14 protein-coding genes are annotated in these 16,545 nt (G+C 52.1%); 12 read left to right on the forward strand and 2 right to left on the reverse strand.

Annotated features, from left to right (window positions below):
* Positions 1–92: 92 nt before the first annotated feature.
* Positions 93–620 carry a GNAT family N-acetyltransferase gene (locus DESLBE_RS22935; RefSeq protein WP_144678309.1) on the forward strand — a complete coding sequence of 176 codons (528 nt, stop codon included), beginning with the start codon at positions 93–95 and terminating at the stop codon, positions 618–620.
* 438 nt (positions 621–1,058) lie between these two features.
* On the opposite strand, the gene DESLBE_RS22945 is transcribed toward DESLBE_RS22935, so the two are convergent.
* Positions 1,059–2,222: an alpha/beta hydrolase gene (locus DESLBE_RS22945; RefSeq protein ID WP_243131366.1), complete on the reverse strand. Its 1,164-nt coding sequence runs from the start codon at positions 2,220–2,222 to the stop codon at positions 1,059–1,061.
* Entirely contained in the window at positions 2,209–2,826 is a 618-nt protein-coding gene (locus DESLBE_RS22950) for a TetR/AcrR family transcriptional regulator (protein WP_144678310.1), read from the reverse strand. Before DESLBE_RS22950 ends, DESLBE_RS22945 begins: the two co-directional genes overlap by 14 nt.
* 564 nt (positions 2,827–3,390) lie before the next feature.
* Between DESLBE_RS22950 and DESLBE_RS22955 the strand changes: the two genes are divergently transcribed.
* From DESLBE_RS22955 to DESLBE_RS23005, 11 genes are all read left to right on the forward strand, one after another.
* Entirely contained in the window at positions 3,391–4,347 is a 957-nt protein-coding gene (locus tag DESLBE_RS22955; RefSeq protein ID WP_144678311.1) for an AraC family transcriptional regulator, read from the forward strand.
* A 300-nt stretch (positions 4,348–4,647) separates the two neighbouring features.
* On the forward strand, positions 4,648–5,577 hold the full coding sequence (locus DESLBE_RS22960; protein WP_144678312.1) for an ABC transporter permease: 930 nt from the start codon (positions 4,648–4,650) through the stop codon (positions 5,575–5,577).
* Entirely contained in the window at positions 5,574–6,392 is an 819-nt protein-coding gene (locus DESLBE_RS22965; protein ID WP_144678313.1) for an ABC transporter permease subunit, read from the forward strand. Before DESLBE_RS22960 ends, DESLBE_RS22965 begins: the two co-directional genes overlap by 4 nt.
* Entirely contained in the window at positions 6,382–7,155 is a 774-nt protein-coding gene (locus tag DESLBE_RS22970) for an ABC transporter ATP-binding protein (RefSeq protein WP_005817506.1), read from the forward strand. Before DESLBE_RS22965 ends, DESLBE_RS22970 begins: the two co-directional genes overlap by 11 nt.
* Before the next feature lie 2 nt (positions 7,156–7,157).
* The gene (locus tag DESLBE_RS22975) at positions 7,158–7,949 is read left to right on the forward strand and encodes an ATP-binding cassette domain-containing protein (protein WP_172625485.1); all 792 of its coding nucleotides are present in this window, start codon (positions 7,158–7,160) and stop codon (positions 7,947–7,949) included.
* Between the two features lie 2 nt (positions 7,950–7,951).
* Positions 7,952–9,625, forward strand: coding sequence for a nickel ABC transporter substrate-binding protein (locus DESLBE_RS22980; protein WP_144678315.1), 1,674 nt, complete (start codon positions 7,952–7,954; stop codon positions 9,623–9,625).
* A 123-nt stretch (positions 9,626–9,748) separates the two neighbouring features.
* Positions 9,749–11,539, forward strand: coding sequence for an ABC transporter ATP-binding protein (locus DESLBE_RS22985; protein ID WP_144678316.1), 1,791 nt, complete (start codon positions 9,749–9,751; stop codon positions 11,537–11,539).
* On the forward strand, positions 11,533–13,257 hold the full coding sequence (locus DESLBE_RS22990; protein WP_172625486.1) for an ABC transporter ATP-binding protein: 1,725 nt from the start codon (positions 11,533–11,535) through the stop codon (positions 13,255–13,257). The genes DESLBE_RS22985 and DESLBE_RS22990 overlap by 7 nt, the downstream gene beginning before the upstream one ends.
* A gap of 91 nt (positions 13,258–13,348) precedes the next feature.
* Positions 13,349–14,086: an alpha/beta fold hydrolase gene (locus tag DESLBE_RS22995; RefSeq protein WP_243131367.1), complete on the forward strand. Its 738-nt coding sequence runs from the start codon at positions 13,349–13,351 to the stop codon at positions 14,084–14,086.
* Positions 14,083–14,781 (forward strand): 4'-phosphopantetheinyl transferase superfamily protein, encoded by a 699-nt coding sequence (locus tag DESLBE_RS23000; RefSeq protein WP_144678319.1) that lies wholly within the window; start codon positions 14,083–14,085, stop codon positions 14,779–14,781. The genes DESLBE_RS22995 and DESLBE_RS23000 overlap by 4 nt, the downstream gene beginning before the upstream one ends.
* Positions 14,782–14,941: 160 nt before the next feature.
* Positions 14,942–16,534 carry an AMP-binding protein gene (locus DESLBE_RS23005; protein ID WP_144678320.1) on the forward strand — a complete coding sequence of 531 codons (1,593 nt, stop codon included), beginning with the start codon at positions 14,942–14,944 and terminating at the stop codon, positions 16,532–16,534.
* Positions 16,535–16,545 lie beyond the last annotated feature (11 nt).

A 16,545-nucleotide genomic window follows, 5' to 3' on the forward strand; every position in this document is an offset into this window, starting at 1 on the left:
TTCGAAACCGTACGCAAGAAAGCCGTGCGTCCATGGGCGGGTTGAATAGGCTTACTATTAAGTTTGAATAAATCAGCAAGGAGAATTGGAACATGGTGAGCTTAACGCTTGCAAATGAATATACGATTAAATCTTTGACAAGGGATAGTTTAAAAGCTATTGAAAGGTTGAACCAGGAGTGTTCGGATTATTATCTATTGCATGAAAGAGAATTGCCGTCGGAGAAGAAAGCATTGGAAATACTCAACGAATTGCCACCAGGAAAGCACTATGAGGATAAATATTCTCTGGGAGTATTTAACGATATAAATGAACTGATCGGAATGATTGATATTGTGAGAGACTTCCCAGTTACTGGAGAATGGATGCTGGGCTTATTGCTGATTAAACCGAAAGAAAGGAATCATGGATTAGGCAGGAAGATTCATGACGCATTGGTCCGGTGGGCAATAACCTTAGGAGCAACATCGTTTCGAATTGGTGTAATTGAGGATAATTATAAGGGGAAGAAATTTTGGACTGATTTAGGTTACATGAAAACCAAGGAGGCTGTTTTGAAGACGGAACAGAAAACAAATATCGTCAATGTGATGAATTTCCCCATTGGAACACCCGAGTAGCCAGTCCACCCTTGCTATTTTTTCTCCGTTAAACCTTCTTCCAGGGGCCATGAACAGTGACCATGGGTAGAATAGCGGCAATTGCAGACTTCATCGCCATCGCCGAGTGTTTTGGTACGGCAAAAACCGCACCCTATATAGTGTGAAATCAAATAGTCGATTCGGCATACCCCGGGGAACAACCCTGCCGCTCCTTGCTCCTCACACAGCCTTTTCATCCCGCATTGATAAAAATCGATCTCAAAGGTATGCTCATCAATAGCCCTGTAGCGAATTTTATAATCATAGGCATGGAGCTTGTTTTGGTCTGAGTTGATTTCGTGAGCCGGGGCTTTTTTCCGGCCATTCTGACGAAATCTTTATAGAATTCCCTGCCATATTCCTGCTGCAGTCTCTTTTTAGAGGCCCATAATCCCATGTGGAAAATAAACCTGCTGATCATAGGCCAGGGGTCTCCATAGCTGTGATCCAGCTGCAGACGGTGTTGAGGGCTAAAGGCATATTCCCGATATTGCAGTGGCTTTCGGCACTTTCTTCTTTTGTAAATAGGCGGAAGGTTAAGGATTTAACCTTTGTCAAGCAATCTATTTCATTTTTATACATGGACAGAGGGATAAAGTGATCTTCCGCCGCTCCGAGCAGCAAAACATCTTGGGTGATCTGTCCTGACAGAGAGCGGAGATTGTATTTTTTTGCTTCTGCTAAAAAATCATAAGCAGACGGTTGACCGAAGACATATTTTCCTTGTTCAATTCCCCATGCTGCGTAAGGCTCTTTCTCCATCATGGCCTTAGCCAAGCTGTTGACAGCACCTTTGGCATGGGCTTTTATTAAACTGTCTAACACTACCCGAAGCGCCTTAGGGCGTGAAGAGAGGAGGACATCATAAAAATTTTCCATGATGCTCCATGCCACCACTCTTTTAATCCTCTTTTCCCAGGCGGCGCGGAGGGCCAAAAGGGAGCCCAGGGATATGCCGATCAAGGTCACATCCTCAAGACCGAAATAATTTAAAACTGCGCCCACCGGCTTATGCCAATCCAAGGTAAACGGTATTTTTTGTTTATGGATGCATTCCCCTTGGCCGGGGCCTTCAAACAGGTATACTGCAAATCCGAGCTCCTTGCAATAAAGCAAAGCGGGAAGAAATTCTTCCATATAGGAATCAAAGCCGCCATGAATGACGAGGGTACCCAGGCTGCCTGTTTCAGGAGCAGCATAGAAAACGGGCAGACTTCCCTTTTCGTAACCTATATCAATACGCTTAATCCCCTGGCTAGCGATAAAACCGCCATGCACTTCATAAAATAATGCTTTATATTCCCGGTACAACGTTTCCTTAGCGGCGTTGCTTTCATTCATAAAAAACTCCGCCGCCCGGATATAGGCCAAAGCGTTTGGGGTGCGTTTTTCCGCCTTGGCCTTGTCGGCCAAAGAGAGCAAGGTCTCTATCCAGGTGGGAATATCTTTGATTTGGTTCGTCACACTGCGAATCTCGTCCAGTGCGCCACCTGAAAGCATGACCGCCCTGTTCAGCTGGTAATTGAAGTTAGGGTCATGGTGTAAGGGATAGGTTCCTGTCCTGAATTCAAGTGTTTCCATCAAGGTTTACCTCCGAAGGCGTACGGTCATGGGTGACACCCAGTACCGTAAATAACAGGGTTTGAATATCCTTCTGAAAATTATCCTTTAGTTCATCGCTTAAGTTTTCATGCAAGACGCCTGATAGCCCATGGATGATAAAGGGAGCGGCAACCGCAGGATTTTCGACATGAAACACCCCTTCACCATTGCCCTGCTCAATGATTTCCTGAATGATTGGACATAATCTTTGCAGCATATTATCCATCAGCACATGATGCTGCAAGGATGTTATGGCCTCTTCCCCCATCAGGGGAGCAAGTCTGAGGGCATGTTCCTGAAAAGCCGCAAGAGCGCTTTTTACACGTTGCAATAAAGGTACTTCCCCGTTCTGCAGCCCCTCCAGCATATTCCCAATCGTTCCTTCAATGTGGGCATTGAGGGCTTCTTCTAAAAAAGCGTCTTTGGACTTGAAATAATAGTAAAATAAACCGGTGGCAACATTAGCCTGTTGCACTACTTCTTTTATGGAAACCCCCTCGGCCCCTTTGCGCATAAATAAATTCAAGCCGATTCCCAGCAATTCTTGCCGCCGTTCGTCAGGCGCCTTGATCGTTCTTGACAATGAGATCCCTCCTTACTGAATTTGATTCAGTAAGGATAGTATAGTGTACTGAACCAAGTTCAGTCAATGCTTTTTAAAACAGCGGCCTTACGTCGATTGAGAATGGGGATGCTTTCATTCCCTAAGTGCATCTTGAGCAGGCGCAACTGGGCAGAAGGGAAAGGGCTGTCCGAAATAGGTACGCGCGTACCTATTTCGGACAGACTCTTTTTCGAGCTGTTTTTTCCGCTTCCGGGCTGCAGCTGCCGGATACAGGGTAGAGGGCTGCTTGCTTCTGAGTCACGGATGTACTACCGGTTAATAGGGAAGCCTGCGGCTGACAGTGAAGCTTCAGCTTATCCCTCTTCCCCGGGTTAGGATGTGAATTGTTGGAATAAGTCGAAATTTATGGATGAAAAATTGAGCTTTCAGATAGGAATTTGCTGAATCCGTACGGAAATAACTTAGATAGAATTCTTTAGGGTTTGAGAAAGGGTGGATGAGTGAAGGGTGGAAGGTTATTATAAATAATGGTGAATGGGTGAGAGGTTGTTATGAGAAAGGGTGAATGGGTGAGAGGTTGCTATGAGTAATATTGAACAGGCTTATCGCGGCTATGGCTTTGCCGGCCGCGGGCAGAAGAATGGCTGCACTGTGTATCAGCTCAAGGGCGAAGGGGGTTCCGGTGAAATGGTTTGCTATGACATAGCCCCGGGCATCCAAATGTCCTTTAATCAGCTGACGATGGATTCGACGTTTCAATCCATCGCTCCCGTTAAGAAGTTTCTGCAAATTGATTATTGTATCGAAGGCTGCTATGAGGTGGAGTATCAGAATGGGACGGTCAGCTTTTTGGGTGAAGGGGACCTGTGTGTAACCGATCTAAGCAGGCAGGTATTTGTCAGTTCCCGCCTTCCCCTCAGGAAATACCGTGGGGTTACGCTGTTTTTGGAGGTGGAAAAGGCTCAGCATACTTTAGCTGCGGGGTTTCCCCAAGCTGAAATCAACCTGAGTGGGATTGTTGATGAGCTGTGTGGCAAAGAACAGTCCCTGCTTGTCAAATCCAGAGAGGATGTTGAGCGCATCTTCGGCAAACTGAGTGAGGTGGATGAACGGATTCAAGCTCCCTATTACTGGATCAAGACCATGGAGTTGCTCTTGTTCCTGAGCGTGTTGGATGAGGGGCAGAGGCAGCCCCTGAAAATATTTTCCGGGGAGGTAGCCAGGAGTACGAAAGCGGTTTATCACTATATCCTGGAAAATCCCTTGGCCAAAGTGACCATTTCCGAACTGGCCTCTCAGTTCGATATCACGGAATCCAGCCTGAAAAGATGCTTCCGCTCGATTTCCGGCAGTTCCATCGGCACCTTTATGAAGGCCAAACGGATGGAGGCGGCAGCGGAATTGCTGACGGCGGGGGAGAAACTCAGCATCGGCGAAATTGCCGAAAGGGCCGGATATGAGAATCAAAGCAAGTTTTCCGCCGCTTTCAAATCTGTATATGGTGTGACCCCTTTGCTATACCAGAACAGGCATCTATGAGCCGGAACAGGCACCTATGATCCGGAATAAGCATCTATGAGCTGATTGGAGTTTAAATGACCTTATATGGCATAGATTGGGAAGTTTTCCTATGATACAATAATCCAAAATACGGTACTTATTTTGAGAGTGAGCCCCTTGTTGCGGCTCTTTCATTTAAGTCCTTGGTTAGCGGCGGCTAACCAAAAGACGGAGAGGAAGCACGTGCCAATAGGGACATAAAAAATGGAGAGGAAGCATGTGCCGATAGAGACATAAAAAGTGGAGAGGAAGAATGTTCTGATAGGGATAAGTAGCGGTATGACTATCATAAAAGAGCTGTTGCGTTTGGTGGCCGTCATCTTTGGTGTAATTACGTTGAGTTTTTGCCTTCAGCTTTTCACCGGGACCGATCCGGCGGAAATGATCGTGCGCAAGCAGAATATTTTTGCCACGGAGGCACAGATCCAGGCAGTCCGGGAGGAGCTGAAGCTGGATGCCCCCTTTCAGGTGAGGTATCTGGATTACCTGGGGGGTGTGGCCCGGGGGGATCTGGGCACCGCCATCATGAACAGGCGGCCGGTGGCGGAAAATATCAGGGAGGTGCTGCCGGTTACGACAATGCTTATCCTGCTGTCTATGCTGTGGGTGGTCCTGTTCAGCATCGTGGTCGCGGCGGCTGCCGTGCTCAGGAAGGACAGAGCCTTTGACAATGTGACGCGGATCATCTGCATCATAGGAATTTGTGTGCCCAGTTTCTGGTTGGGCCTGATCCTGCTTGCGGTCTTTGCCGTCAGGATTCCGATCTTTCAGGTGATTGCGGATGGGAGCCTGAAGTCCTTTATTCTGCCCTCCATCGCCATGGCCTTCCCGATCACGTGCATTTCCATTCGGGTCTTAAGGGCTTCGGTGCTCAATGAGCTGAACAGCGATTATGTTACGTATGCCAGGGCCCGGGGCTTTACCAATGGCCAGATCATCTATGGGGAGGTTTTGAAAAATGCCCTGCCCCCGGCCATTACTTTGTTTGCACAGTATTGCGCCGCCCTTTTCGGCACTTCGGCCTTGGTGGAAAGTGTTTTTTCCATCCGGGGGCTGGGCATCTATCTGATGGAGTCCTGTGAAAGCATGGATGTCTACGGAATTTCAGGAGCTATTTTGGTCTGTGCGGTGCTGTTTGTGCTGTTTAATATAGCGGCGGATCTTTTGTCCAGCGCGGTTTGCCCTGCATACGGGAGGAAAAGGATATGAAAAGAAACAAGCAGATCCTGGCGGGGCTGATTCTGATCGGTTTTTTTGTTCTGATGGCCTTGGCGGCTCCCTGGCTGGCGCCTCATGATCCCAACACCACCAACCTTGCCCTGAAGAATGGGCCGCCTACGGCAGCATATCCTTTAGGCTGCGACCAGTTGGGCAGATGCGAGCTTTCCCGGTTGCTTTATGGAGCCAGATATTCCCTCGGTTTATCCGTGCCCGTTCTGATCGCCCTGGCGGCTTTTTCCCTGTTTGCCGGCAGCTATGCCAGCTATCGGGGGGGCATTTGGGATGGAGCGGTCCGGATCTTCTGCGATATTTTCATGGCCTTTCCTTTAATTGTCATCGCTATGGCCTTGGTATCCACCATAGATAATTCGGTGGCCAGCATCATTGTGGCCATCGGCATTTCCATGACGGCCTGGTTTCTGCGTATGGTTCGCTCCTACGCCAAAACGGAATGCGGCAAAGAGTATATGGAATCGGCCCGGATTGCCGGGGCCTCTGAGCTGCGGGTTGTGGTGCGGCATTTAATCCCCAATGTGTTTCCCCAGTTCGTTGTCTATTTCACAACCGGGATTGCCACAGCGATTATAGCCGTTTCCGGCTTTGCCTTTTTGGGTGTGGGCCTGATCGCGGGAACGCCGGAATGGGGGGCCATGCTCAATGAGGCCCGCAACAGTATCTATACCAACCCCGGTTTGATTGTCTATCCCGGGATTTGCCTGATAATTTGCTGTGCCGGCTTTAACCTGCTGGGTGAAGGCCTCAGGGATACCATCGGGAAGGAGGGGGAAAGCCATGTCCCTTGAGGTAAAGAATTTACAGATTTCACTGGCCGGAGGCCAACGGGTGGCCCAGGATATTTCTTTTCCCATCAAAAAAGGTGAAATGGTTTCCATTGTCGGCAGCTCAGGGGCGGGAAAGACAACCTTGTGCAAGGCGGTTATGGGCCTGTTGGGAGGGAACTACCAGGCAGAGGGAGTTATTGATTACGGCGGGGAAAACCTCCTGACTTTGTCCAGAGCGCGTCTGGCCCGGATTTACGGCAAGGACATCTGCTATATCATGCAAAACCCTATGACTGCCTTCAACCCCTCTTTGCGGATAGGCAGACAGCTGGAGAAGACCTTTCTTCAGCATCATCCCCAAGGCTCCAGGGGGGAGGTCTTGCCCAGGGCGGCCCCTATCCTGCGCCGCCTGGGCATAGAGGATACAAAACGGGTCTGGCAAAGCTATCCCTTTGCCCTTTCCGGGGGGATGCTGCAAAGGCTGATGATCGTGGCGGCTTTGCTGAACGAGCCCCGTCTGCTGATTGCGGACGAAGTGACCACGGCCATTGATGCCTGCAACCGGATGGAGCTGATGAAGGAGCTGCGCATGCTCTGCCATGAGGGAATGTCAGTGTTGTTTGTGACTCACGATTTGCGTTCGGCGGCCTGTTCGGAGCGCATCCTGATTATGAGTCAGGGGAGAATCATCGAGTCCGGGCCTACGGAGCAGATCTTCAATGACCCGCAGAAGGAGTACACAAAACATTTGCTGTTGGCCTGCCGGCTGGAGAGGAGGTCATGAGGATGATCGAAGTGCGGGATTTAAGTTGTATATTTTCCGGGGGCATCCTGTCGGGAGGGACATTAACCGCTGTATCGCCCCTCAGTGTCAGCTTCCGGAAGGGAGGGCGGTACGCCATTGTGGGGGAATCCGGTTCCGGCAAGACCACCCTGGCCAGGATGATGGCCGGCTTGCAGAAACCCCATGGGGGCAATGTGTATGTGGAGGGAAGGCCGGTGTTTGGCCGGCATAGAGCGGGCAAAAGCCACTTCAAGCAGGTGCAGTTGATTCAGCAGAATTCTGCCGGGGCCTTAAACCCCAAAATGACCATCGGCAAAGCCATTGAGGAGCCCCTGCTGTGTTTTTTCCGGCTGAACAGGCAGGAACGCCGGAAGCGGTGTGCAGAATTGCTGGCTCTCTGCAACCTCCCGGCGGACTATTACCGACGCCTGCCCTCGGAATTATCGGGCGGGGAACAAAAAAGGGTAGCTATTGCCAGGGCTTTGGCTGCGGAACCCGCTTGTCTGATTTTTGATGAAGCGACCAATGGTTTTGATTTGCCCTTAAGGAAGAAGATCATGGAAGAAATTCTGGATTTACAGGAAAAGCTCAGTTTTACCTTGATTTTTATTACCCATGATATGGAGCTGGCCCTGGCGGCGGCAGACGACATTCTGGTGATGCGGGATTCGGTGCTGGTCGAGCAGGTGCCCTTCGGGGGGGATTACGCCGTGTTTCAGAATCCATACACGAAGGTGCTGCTGGCGGCCAGCGGCATAGCTGAGCCGGTAAATCAATATGAAAGGAATGCTTAGCAATGAAGATGAACATGAAGATAAAGATGAGGACGAAAAGATGGTTGGCGGTTGTATGGTCCGGGGTGCTGGTGTTTTCGCTGGCCGCTTGTTCTCAGGACGTCAGCCATCAAGGAGGCTCACAGACTTCCGGCTCAGGGGAGCAGGCCGTTCATTTGAATCTGCCCGAGAGCTGGGGCTTTGAGTCATTCTACCCTGTCATTACCCCCGCCAATTCATCAAGCGGCTATGGGATCACTTATTATCTGACCAGTTTTTACGATACTCTGGTCACTTATGATGAGAAGGGTGAGTTGGCCGGACTGCTGGCGGAGGAATGGTCTGTGAGCACCGACGGCAAGGTCTATACCTTTAAACTCCGGGAAGGGGTGAAATTCTCCGACGGAACCCCGTTGACTGCCGAGGATGCAGCCCGCTCCCTGCTGGCGGTTCCGGTCAATTTGGGCCAATATAACGGCGGCTATGGCAAGCTGTCCACTATTATTGCCGATGCTGTGGCCAAGGACGATCATACGGTGGAATTGCATCTGACCCAGCCTTATTACAGCACCTTGCGGGATTTATGCCTGGCCAACCCCTTTGCCATCGTGTCCAGTGAGCAGCTCAACGGGGATCTGACGGCGAAAACAAGCTTCAACACGGTAAGTTATGGAACAGGGCCTTATATGTACGGGGGGGACGGAGACGGCAAAAAGTATACCTTTGTGAGAAATCCTCATTACTGGGGAGAGCGGCCGGATGTGGACAGTTTCACCATCAAGGTGATTGCTGATAACGATGCCAAGGTGCTGGCCCTGAAGAACGGCGAACTGGATTTTATGTCGGGTATTGCCAAAGTATCCTCGGAAAGCTATCAGGAAATGAAAAACACCAAGGGCTTTGGCGCCGCGGTGGATAAGGCCCCCACTCAAACCTATTATCTGGGCTATAACCTGAAGAATCCCCTGTTCGCGGAGCAAGTGGTCAGGGAAGCCATGGCCGCCGCTATTGACAAAGGGAATATAGTGGAGGGGATTTTCGGCGGCATTCATGAGCAGGCGGATACTTTCTTTGCCCAATCCCTGCCCTATTGCGATGTGGAGCAAACCACCTATGAATTTGACCTGGCCAAGGCCAACCGTTTGCTGGATGATGCCGGCTATGTGGATAAGGACGGGGACGGTATCCGCGAGATCAACGGAACCAGACTGGCCGCTGAGTTTGTCTATCAGACCGAGTCCGTAGCCAACAATGATATGGTGGTTTATCTCTGCGATCAGTTTAAAAAGATTGGCGTGGAATTGACGCCGAAATCAGCCCCGATGATGGAGTGGTATGCCATGATTACGGGAGGACAGTACGGAGTGACTGTTTTCAAAACCCAGGGAGGCTATTATGATCCGGCGAATATTGTCAGCGCTATGAATCCCAGCCAGTCCATGGACCCCATCATCATGCAGGCCGGTGGGTTTTTGCCGGATGGTGTGAATCTGATCAATGAAGTAAATTCAACAACGGATGAGGCCAGAATAGAGGAGATTTATGCCACTATTCTAAACACCATCGCGGATAATTGCCTTATGACCCCCCTTTATTACACCCATCAGGTCGCCTTGTATAATGATAAGGTTGCCGGCTATGATTTCCCGGGAGATGCCAGCTTCACCTCCATTCAGAACATAAGGGCGGCCAAGTAAAGGACGGCAGGACGGCGCGAAAGCGAGACAGCAAGGACAACGAGGGAGAAGGACACGAGACAGAAGGACAGCGAGACAGCAAGGACCATGAACCATAAAGAACCATAAGGACGGGGAAATGTTATGAATCAGCAATCAAGCGGGATAAAACGGCTTCTTGAATTTACCGGCCCCAGCCGGGGGCTGCTCACCCTATCCCGTATCTTATCCGGGATCAGCGCCCTGTTTATCCTGGGACCGTTTCTGTGTGTCTACTTTGCCGCCAAGGATTTGCTGGATGTCTTTGCGGGGGGCTCCCTGGACACGGAGAGCCTTGTCCGGTGGGGAGTGCTGGCCCTTATCCTGGAGTTGATCGGGCTGGCCCTCTATTTTGCGGCCCTGCTTTGCTCCCATGTGGTGGCTTTCCGCACGGAAAAGAATTTAAAGATGGCCGCCCTCACCCATCTGGCCAAAATGCCCCTGGGCTATTTTGATCGGAATCCCAGCGGCAAGCTGCGTAAAATTATTGATGACAACAGCTTTCAGACCCAGACCTTTATCGCCCACCAGCTCCCGGATTTAGTGGGGGCTCAGGTTACCATGGCCGCCAGCCTCGTCCTCATGCTGCTCTTCGACTGGCGGGTGGGTCTGCCGCTGCTGCTGCTGTTTGGGGTGGGCTTTTACCTGCAAGGCTCCCTGAACGGCAAAGACAGCATGAAGTTTATGCAAAGCTATCAGGACGCTTTGGAGACCATGAATCATGAGGCCGTAGAGTATATAAGAGGGATCTCGGTGGTCAAAGTCTTCGGGCAGACGGTGCATTCCTTCAGCAAATTCAATGCCGCTATCCAATCCTATCGGGATGACGCCCTGGCCTTTACCATGTCCTGTAAAAAAGGGATGGTGGCCTTTAACTCCATCGTCAATGCCAGCTTTCTGGTGCTGGTTCCGGCGGCCTTGCTCATCGGGCTGGTTTCTCCCGATTTGCCGGGCTTTATGCAGAGCTTTCTGTTTTACCTGATCTTTTCGCCGGCCTGTGCCGTCATGCTTAACAAAATCATGTATATGACCAGCTACAAAATGCAGGCCGAGGAATCCATGCGCAGGATTGATGGGATTCTGAGCGCCGAGCCCCAAAGGGAAGCGGCCCGGCCCCAGACGGCCGGCGGCCATGAGATCTCCTTCGCAGACGTCACCTTCAGATATGAGGGGACGGACCATCCGGCGGTATCCCACCTCAGCTTCGTCGCCAAGCCGGGGACCACAACGGCCTTGGTGGGACACTCCGGTTCCGGTAAGAGCACCACGGCCAGCCTGATCCCCCGTTTTTACGATGTTCAGGAGGGTGTGATTAGGATCGGCGGGGTGGACATCAGGGAGATGGCCTCTGAGGATTTGATGAAAAAGGTGGCCTTTGTCTTTCAGAACCCCAGGCTGTTCAAGGATACCCTGCTGGCCAATATTTGCGCCGCCCGGCCGGAGGCCACCAGGGAGGAGGCCTTGCAGGCGGCCCATCTGGCCCAATGCGATGATATTTTAGCCAAGCTGCCCCAAGGGATCGATACGGTGGTGGGCAGTAAGGGGGTTTATCTCTCCGGCGGTGAGACCCAGCGGATTGCCATCGCCAGGGCGATTCTGAAGGACGCTCCCATCGTCCTGCTGGACGAGGCCACCGCCTATGCCGATCCGGAGAGTGAGCAGCAGATTCAGCAGGCCTTTAAGGGGCTTACCAAGGGCAAAACAGTGGTCATGATTGCCCACCGGCTGTCCACGGTGCGGGATGCCGAACAGATTGTGGTGATGAAGCAGGGGGGGATTGTGGAAAAGGGGACCCACGACGGACTGGTGGCTCAGGGAGGGGAATATGCCCGGATGTGGGATAACTACACAAAATCCACCCAATGGCATATTGGAGGCGAGGTAAAGTCATGCTGAAGCGTATGTTTGCCCTGAGCGATCAGGGGGCAAGGGATTTAAACAAAGGGATCGCCGCCACCACCCTCAGCAATATCGTCCTGATTCTGCCGGTCAGCCTGCTGATCCTGGTGGTCATGGAGCTGCTCAATGGGATCGGGGGGGAAACCGCCGGACTGCAGAGGACCGTTTCCTGGATGCCCTTGTATGGGGTGCTGACAGTGGTGCTGTTCGCCATGGTCTTTGCCAGCCAATGGCTGCAGTACAACAAGACCTATACGGTGGCCTATCAGGAAAGCGCCAACCGCAGAATTGTGCTGGCGGAAAAGCTCCGCAAGCTGCCCTTATCTTTTTTCGGGCAGAAGAATCTGGCCGATTTGACGGCGACCATTATGGGGGATTGCACAGCCCTGGAGCGGGTCTTTGCCAACGCTATTCCCCAGCTGTTGGGAACAATCTTTATGTTTATACTGACGGTTCTTGGCTTAATTATCCTGGATTGGCGGTTGGGCCTGTGCATTGCCCTGCCGGTGCCGGTGGCCGCCCTGGTGGTCATCGCCGCCCGCCAAGCCCAGCAGAAAGCGGAAAGAGCTAATCTGGACGCCAAGCGCACCGCTTATGACGGGGTCCAGGAATATCTGGAGACGATTGGGGAGCTTAAAGCCTGCTCCCGGGAAAAAGAGTATCTGGAGGGGCTGGAACAAAAGCTGGATCAAGTGGTGCGCTGCTCCTTCCGCAATGAGCTGGCCCCGGGGGCGGCCACTACGGCAGCCCAGTTTATCTTGCGCTTCGGCCTGGTGGCGGTGCTGCTGGTGGGGGGCTACCTGGTTGCCAAGGGTTCCCTGTCCATTCCCATGTTCATCCTCTTCCTGTTGTTTGCCGGCCGGATTTATGATCCTTTCACCAGTTGCTTTATGATGCTGGCGGAAGTCTTTTCCTCCCTGGTCAGTGTGGGGAGAATGAAGCAGATCGACGCCACACCGGAGCAGACCGGGGACCCGGTTTGCAACAACCAGGGATATGATCTGGAGTTCGACGGGATCGTGTTCTCTTATAACGATGAACCCGTACTAAACGGGATTTCCTTCCTGGCCAAACAGGGGGAGATCACAGCCCTGGTGGGCCCCTCGGGCAGCGGGAAATCCACCATTTCCAGACTGGCCGCCCGTTTCTGGGATGCGGATTCCGGCCGGATTACCCTGGGCGGAGTGGATATAACCAGGGTCGAGCCGGAAACTCTGTTCCGGAATTTCGCCATTGTCTTTCAGGATGTGATGCTGTTTGATGATACGGTCATGGAGAACATCAGGCTGGGCCGCCGGGAGGCCACGGATGAGGAAGTCAGGGCGGCTGCCCGGGCTGCTCAGTGCGAAGAATTTATTGAGCGTCTGCCGGAAGGCTACCGGACGAACATCGGCGAAAACGGCAGCGCTTTGTCGGGCGGGGAGCGGCAGCGTATTTCCATTGCCCGGGCGCTGTTGAAGGATGCGCCGGTTGTCCTGCTGGATGAGGCCACGGCTTCCATGGACGCTGAAAGTGAAACCCTGGTCCAGGAGGCCTTGTCGGTCTTGTTGAAAAATAAAACCGTGATGGTCATTGCCCATCGGATGAGGACCGTGGCCAATGCGGATAAGATTGTGGTTCTGGACAAGGGCCGCATCCGTGAACAGGGCACTCCGGCCCAATTGATCGAGCAAGGCGGGCTTTATGCCCATTTGGTATCCCTTCAGCAAATTTAGGTCTTGTGGGGGCAGGGCCCATTTTTTTAAAGAAAAAGTTAGTTTGTACTAACTTTTGGGAATGGTTGGGAGGTGACGAAGAGAAGGCATGATGAGCAATCCCTATTTTGTAAGGACCTTCAAGGGAGCGGCCCGCAACAGACTTTTTTTGTTTCCCTATGCAGGGGGCGGAGCCTCGGCTTTCCATTCCTGGCAAAAGCATTTTACAGACACAGAGATTCTTCCGGCCCACTATCCGGGCCGGGAGACCAGAATCAAGGAAAGGCCGCTGGAAAGCCTGACCCTGCTGGTTGAGGAATTGTGGGCCGGGATGGAGCCCCTGCTTAGGGATGGGACCCCCTATTACCTATTCGGACACAGCCTCGGTACGAAAGTGGCTTATGAACTGGCCCTGCTGATCCGGCAAAGGAATCTTCCCTGCCAGCCCGAGGGAATGATTATCGCCGCCGGAAAAGCCCCCTGCCTCAAGGAAACCCATCCCATTCATCAGTTGGATGATGCTCATTTTGTCCGGGAAATCGGCAGGTTTTCAGCCACACCTCCTTCCATCCTGGACTCCCCGGAATTGATGAGCCTTTTCCTGCCCACCCTCAGGGCGGATTTCCGCCTGGACGAAACCTATCACCGCCGGGAGATCGAAAAGGTTAAGTGCCCGATTCTGACTCTGATGGGGGATCAGGACCCGGAGCTTACCCTTGATGAACTACTGATGTGGAGAAATTATACCCAGGGTGACTTTGCTGTTCAGATCGTGGCCGGGGCACATATGTTTATTCTCAGCAATAAAGAGGCTGTGCTCAGGATACTCCAGGACTATCTGGGCTCATGAACACCCATGGGGAGCGGTTTAAGCTATATCACATCACCGGCAGTGAGGAAGTGGTCACTCCTGAAGTAAAAGAGGGGCTGAACAAGGGGATCCCCCAGCTCTTTCTCGTTAATACCATCAGGGAGGCGTGCCGAATGGAAAGCTTCCGGTATCTAACCAAAGGGGAGGAGCGGCTGCTTGGCTCCTACAGGAAAGAGTCTGATCGAAACAATTACCGGGTGACCCATAGTATTGTCAACTCTATCTATGCCAATTTATTGCATTGCGGGATTGAGGAGCTGCCTTTCCGGCGGGGAAAGCATCAAAAGCCCTTGATAAGCAATGATTTGAATTATCACTATAACCTGGCCCATTCGAAAAACTTTGCCCTGGTGGGGCTCCATGGCCGGGAGCTGGGGGTGGATATCGAGTTCATTGATGAAGGGCTGGACTATACAGCCATTGCCCGGGGCCTGTTCACCCGGGAAGATCGGGAATACATACAGAGGGAGCCCAGGAATTTCTTCAGGCTTTGGGTGGCCAAGGAATCTTATCTGAAATTCAGGGGAACAGGGTTTTACAGTGATCTGAAAGACCTTGCCGTCAAAGGGGAAGAAGAGGGGAGGATCATCCTGCTGGACAAAAGCAGGGGGTCCTGTCACCCGGTCTTTATGGCGGAGCATCTGTCCTGCAGCATAGGATTCAGTTGTCTGTAAAGGAAAGTGCCTGTAGAGGGGAGTGTCTGTAGAGGAAAGTGCTGTAGAGGAAAGTGCTGTAGAGGAAGGTGTTTGTAGAGGAAAGTGTTTGTAGAGGAAAATGTCTGCAAGGGAAAGTGCCTGGAGAAGAAATTGTCTGTAAAAGAAAGTGGGGGAGTTCATGACTGGAAGTCTAAAGGAGAGTCTGGAAAGCTTCTATGCCGCCAAGGTGTGGGAAGATATGACCCTGGGCAAAGCGCTGTCGGCTTGGAGCGAAAACTATGGGGACAACATCGCCTTAACCGAAGCGGACCGGCAAGTGACCTATCAGGAGCTGGAAAGGGAAGCCGGGAGAATAGGGGCCGGTTTGCAAAGGCGGGGATTTGGCAAGGGGGATAAGATCGTCTTGCAGATTCCCAACTCCATTGAGTTTGTCGTCAGCGCTTTTGCCCTGTTCAAATTAGGAGTTATCCCCGTCATGGCCCTGCCGGCCCAGAGAAAAACAGAGATCAAAGGGATTATGGAAAAATCCGGAGCCAAAGGGTATGTGATCAAGGATAATTACCTGGGATTTGACTATAAAAGCCTGGCCAGGGAAATCTGCCGGGAGAGCCAAACCCCTCCGGCGGTGATCGTCATTGGCCAAAGTGACGAATTTATCGCTTATGAGGATTTGCGGGAAGGCCCGGAATTAAGTGATGAACCGGAGATCGGCTCCGGGGAGGTGGGGTTGTTTTTATTATCGGGAGGAACAACGGGAATCCCCAAGCTGATTCCCAGGAGGCATGCCGATTATCTCTATGTGGCGCAAAAGACGGCGGAGCGCTGCCGCCTGGATCAGGAGTCCGTCTATTTGGCGGCCCTGCCGGTGGCCCACAATTTTCCCCTGGGTTGCCCAGGTTTGCTGGGTACCCTGACTGTTGGCGGCAGGGTCGTGATTTGTCCGGTGGCCAGCCCGGACGAAATCATCCCCCTGATTGAGGAGGAAGGGGTGACTATAACCGGCCTGGTGCCGGCCCTGGCCCATATGTGTATTGAGTTTTTGGAGCTGGATGACGGGTACGACATCTCTTCCCTTAAAGTCATCCAGGTGGGGGGAGCGGTCTTGGATTCCTATTTAGCCGCCCGGATCGAAAAGGCCTTTGCCTGTACCCTGCAGCAAATATTCGGAATCGCCGAAGGCTTGATTTGTTGTACGGATTTGGCAGACGGGGAGGAGATCCGGTATCACACCCAGGGGAAACCCATCTCGGCATACGATGAAATATTGATTGTGGATGACAAGGGCAGAGAGGTCCCGGAGGGGGAGTATGGTGAGCTGACGGTCAGGGGTCCCTATACCATCTATGGCTACTATAACCTTGAAGAAGTCAACCAAAGCTGCCTGTCGGACCAGGGCTACTTTAAAACCGGAGACAAAGCCCGCTGGCAGAATGGCAATCTCCAAGTGGCAGGAAGGCTGAAAGAGATGATCAACCGGGCCGGGGAGAAAATCACCCCGTCGGAGCTGGAAGAGCTGCTGCTGAGACATGAAGACATAGGGGATGTTCAAGTGGTGGGGATTGAGGATCAGGAGCTGGGGGAGAGGATTTGTGTCTTTATCCTGGCTCAGAACAAGGGGCTGACGCTGAATGGGCTGCGGAATTATTTAGTGGGGCAGCAGGTGGCTTCATACAAACTGCCGGATCAGCTTGTTTATTTGGAAGCCTGGCCCCTCACCAATGTAGGGAAAATCGACAGAAAGCAATTAAGGGTCTTGGGAACACAGAGGTAAGCAGGAGGTTT

Source organism: Desulfitobacterium sp. LBE (assembly GCF_007830365.1).
GTDB lineage: Bacteria > Bacillota > Desulfitobacteriia > Desulfitobacteriales > Desulfitobacteriaceae > Desulfitobacterium > Desulfitobacterium hafniense.

What these genes read in the sequence shown, in the direction of transcription:
- DESLBE_RS22970 (WP_005817506.1), top strand. Translation starts at nt 6,382, where the DNA reads ATGTCCCTTGAGGTAAAGAATTTACAGATTTCACTGGCCGGAGGCCAA.
- DESLBE_RS22960 (WP_144678312.1), top strand. Translation starts at nt 4,648, where the DNA reads ATGACTATCATAAAAGAGCTGTTGCGTTTGGTGGCCGTCATCTTTGGT.
- DESLBE_RS22965 (WP_144678313.1), top strand. Translation starts at nt 5,574, where the DNA reads ATGAAAAGAAACAAGCAGATCCTGGCGGGGCTGATTCTGATCGGTTTT.
- DESLBE_RS22985 (WP_144678316.1), top strand. Translation starts at nt 9,749, where the DNA reads ATGAATCAGCAATCAAGCGGGATAAAACGGCTTCTTGAATTTACCGGC.
- DESLBE_RS22990 (WP_172625486.1), top strand. Translation starts at nt 11,533, where the DNA reads ATGCTGAAGCGTATGTTTGCCCTGAGCGATCAGGGGGCAAGGGATTTA.
- DESLBE_RS22945 (WP_243131366.1), bottom strand. Translation starts at nt 2,222, where the DNA reads ATGGAAACACTTGAATTCAGGACAGGAACCTATCCCTTACACCATGAC.
- DESLBE_RS22935 (WP_144678309.1), top strand. Translation starts at nt 93, where the DNA reads ATGGTGAGCTTAACGCTTGCAAATGAATATACGATTAAATCTTTGACA.
- DESLBE_RS22995 (WP_243131367.1), top strand. Translation starts at nt 13,349, where the DNA reads ATGAGCAATCCCTATTTTGTAAGGACCTTCAAGGGAGCGGCCCGCAAC.
- DESLBE_RS23005 (WP_144678320.1), top strand. Translation starts at nt 14,942, where the DNA reads ATGACTGGAAGTCTAAAGGAGAGTCTGGAAAGCTTCTATGCCGCCAAG.
- DESLBE_RS22980 (WP_144678315.1), top strand. Translation starts at nt 7,952, where the DNA reads ATGAAGATGAACATGAAGATAAAGATGAGGACGAAAAGATGGTTGGCG.
- DESLBE_RS22975 (WP_172625485.1), top strand. Translation starts at nt 7,158, where the DNA reads ATGATCGAAGTGCGGGATTTAAGTTGTATATTTTCCGGGGGCATCCTG.
- DESLBE_RS23000 (WP_144678319.1), top strand. Translation starts at nt 14,083, where the DNA reads ATGAACACCCATGGGGAGCGGTTTAAGCTATATCACATCACCGGCAGT.
- DESLBE_RS22955 (WP_144678311.1), top strand. Translation starts at nt 3,391, where the DNA reads ATGAGTAATATTGAACAGGCTTATCGCGGCTATGGCTTTGCCGGCCGC.